This is a genomic window from Demequina sp. (assembly GCF_016278765.1).
GTDB lineage: Bacteria > Actinomycetota > Actinomycetes > Actinomycetales > Demequinaceae > Demequina.
On the sequence record NZ_JADQBE010000048.1, the window covers coordinates 1 to 2,586 of the forward strand.

4 protein-coding genes are annotated in these 2,586 nt (G+C 66.6%); 3 read left to right on the forward strand and 1 reads right to left on the reverse strand.

All coding sequences use genetic code 11. From position 1 onward, the window contains the following. The coding region (locus tag QZZ29_RS08765) for a hypothetical protein (protein WP_291382647.1) at nucleotides 1-268 on the forward strand (268 nt) is incomplete at its 5' end. Nucleotides 269-342: 74 nt separating this feature from the next. On the opposite strand, the gene QZZ29_RS08770 is transcribed toward QZZ29_RS08765, so the two are convergent. After that, entirely contained in the window at nucleotides 343-738 is a 396-nt protein-coding gene (locus tag QZZ29_RS08770) for a phage holin family protein (protein WP_291382649.1), read from the reverse strand. A gap of 36 nt (nucleotides 739-774) precedes the next feature. Between QZZ29_RS08770 and QZZ29_RS08775 the strand changes: the two genes are divergently transcribed. Then, nucleotides 775-1,869, forward strand: a complete 1,095-nt coding sequence (locus tag QZZ29_RS08775) for a histidinol-phosphate transaminase (RefSeq protein ID WP_291382651.1) — start codon at nucleotides 775-777, stop codon at nucleotides 1,867-1,869. Nucleotides 1,870-1,941: 72 nt separating this feature from the next. After that, nucleotides 1,942-2,586, forward strand: a 645-nt coding sequence (locus tag QZZ29_RS08780; RefSeq protein ID WP_291382653.1) for a hypothetical protein, incomplete at its 3' end; no start/stop codon positions are given.

Genomic DNA, 2,586 nt, shown 5'->3' on the forward strand with positions numbered 1-2,586 from the left:
CCCACCACCCACGATCGACCCGAAGCGGCGCCCCATACCCGGAGGACTCGCAGCACTCGACGTGGGCGACGTGGCCAAAGGTGACGACCGTCGTCACCCCGGCCTGCCGTCCGACCCACCGTGGGAGAACTCTGCCTGGGAGGACTCTGCCTGGGAGCACCACGCGTGGGACGGCTACCCGCCCCCGGACTACCCCTGGGACGACCCGGCCGCGCCCGACCCTGCCTGGCCGGACCCTGCCTGGGAGCGCGACCTGCTAACGGGGTAGCCGCGTCACGAACACGAAATCGCGTTGGTTGAATGTCGAGTGAGCGCCGCTACCAACCTCATGAGACGCAACACCTAGTCCTTCTTCTTGGCCCCGGGGATGATCGCTTCGAGAATGCCTGTCACAAGGGCGATGACCACCGCCGCGAACAGGGTCTTCCAGAAGCCGCCTACGGTGAGCGTCGCGAAGTCGAGCTTGTCCGTGATCCACGCGGTGAGCCACAGCATGAACCAGGCGATCACGAACGAGAACAGCCCCAGCGTGAGAATCTGCACCGGCAAAGTCAGCACCTTGATCAACGGCTTGAGCACGGCGTTGAGCATGACCAGCAGCACGCCAATGACCAGGAACACCGCCGGACGATGCCACCAGTCGCCATTCTCCCCGCCGGTCACGACAACGTCGAAGGGAAGTTCCGAAACGATCCACACGGCCACCGCGGCAATTGCCGACTTGATCACAAATCTCATGCACCGATTCTGGCATGACCCTGGCATGCTGAGGCAATGGTCCTTCCTCAGCCTTTACCGAATATCTCCTCGTTGCCCAGCTACGTGCCCGGCGCACGCGGCTCGGCGGCGGGCCCGGCGCCCATCAAGCTGTCCTCCAACGAAAACCCGCTGCCGCCGCTGCCCTCGGTGTCGCGAGCCATCGCCGCGGCCGGGGAATCGGTACACCGCTACCCCGACATGTTTGCCGCTGACTTGGTAAATGCTCTCGCCCAACGCCAAGGTCTGCCGGCGGTGGACGTCATCGTCGGGGCCGGCTCGGTCGCCGTGCTCGCGCACCTGCTGCAGGCCTACGCCGGGCCCGGCCGGGAGGTCGTCTATGCGTGGCGCAGCTTCGAGGCGTATCCCATCCTCACCGCATTGACCGGCGCCACGCCCGTCACCGTTCCGCTCGCAGGGGGCGGACGACACGACCTGGACGCCATGGCATCGGCCATCTCCGACCACACGGCCGCGGTGATGGTCTGCTCCCCGAACAACCCCACGGGCCCGGCAGTGACGGCGGATGAGTTCGCCGCCTTCGTCGACCGCGTTCCGCCCCACGTGCTGATCGTTCTGGACGAGGCCTACGTCGAGTTCGTGTCTGACCCGGCGACCGTCAAGGGCGACGACTACATCGGCGCCGATGCGTGGGCGACCCACCCCAACGTCGTGGTCTTGCGGACAATGTCCAAGGCCTACGGGCTGGCGGGTCTGCGCGTCGGGTTTGCCTTCGGGCTGGCCGAGATTCTTGCGCCTGCGCGTGCGTGCGTGACCCCGTTCTCCGTGTCGTCCGTCGCGCAACTCGCGGCACTCGCGTCGCTGACGGCCGAGGCGGAACTGTTGGAGCGCGTCGAGGGCATCGTGGCGGAACGGGGGCGGGTGCTCGCGTCGCTGACGGCCGATGGTTGGTCCATCCCCGATCCGCAGGGTAACTTTGTGTGGATTGAGGCGCGCGACCGGACCTCGGAACTGGTCGCGCATCTCGGCTCCCAGAGCCCGGCGATCTTGGCACGACCCTTCACCGACGAGGGTGTTCGCATGACCATCGGCTCCCGGGAAGAGAACGATGCCGCACTCGCTGCACTCGCGGGGTTGAGTTGGCGAGTGTAGAAACGACTTAAGGGCTCGCAAGAGTTGCGTTGATTGCGCCCGACGACAGAAGTCCCTACGAAAGGACTGCTCATGTTCACCAGCATCGACGACGTCACACCCATCGACAGCGATGAGGTGGGCAATCGCGTCACGGACTTCTTGCAGACGGCGGGCCAGGTCGCGCTCATCACCACCGCCGCAGTCTTGGTGGTGTTCCTCATCCTGGCGATTGTCATTGCCAAGAAGGCCGGCTACTCGGGCTGGTGGGGCGCTCTCGCGGCGCTACTGCCGCCGCTCGGCCTGCTGCTCGCGTTGCTGTTTGCGTTCCTCAAGTGGCCCGCGCTCAAGGAGCGCGACGAGGCTCTCGGCATCCTGAAGGCCCATGATCTGACGTTGCCCAGCCAGGAGCGCGCCGCCATCAAGGAGGCCGAGCGCAAGAAGCAGATCGAGGACGAGGCTCGGCGACGCATGGAGAAGGCACAGGCGGAACGCGAGAGGGCCGAGGCGGATCGCGAGAAGTTCCGCGAGGCCCAGGCACGGGACGCGGCTACACGCGTGGCTTCGGCGAACGCCGCAGCGGTGGCGACGGCCGCTGACGACAAGACCGCCGACGCGCGTGACGACAAGACCGCCGACGCGCCCGCCGCCGGCTCCGCCACGATGCCGGGTGCAGACAAGCCGGAGACCAAGCCGGAGACCAAGCCGGAGACCAAGCCGGAGACCAAGCCGGAGACC

Bases quoted from the DNA above. Each gene is read 5' to 3' on its own strand.
- QZZ29_RS08770 (WP_291382649.1), bottom strand. From the start codon at position 738: ATGAGATTTGTGATCAAGTCGGCAATTGCCGCGGTGGCCGTGTGGATC.
- QZZ29_RS08775 (WP_291382651.1), top strand. From the start codon at position 775: ATGGTCCTTCCTCAGCCTTTACCGAATATCTCCTCGTTGCCCAGCTAC.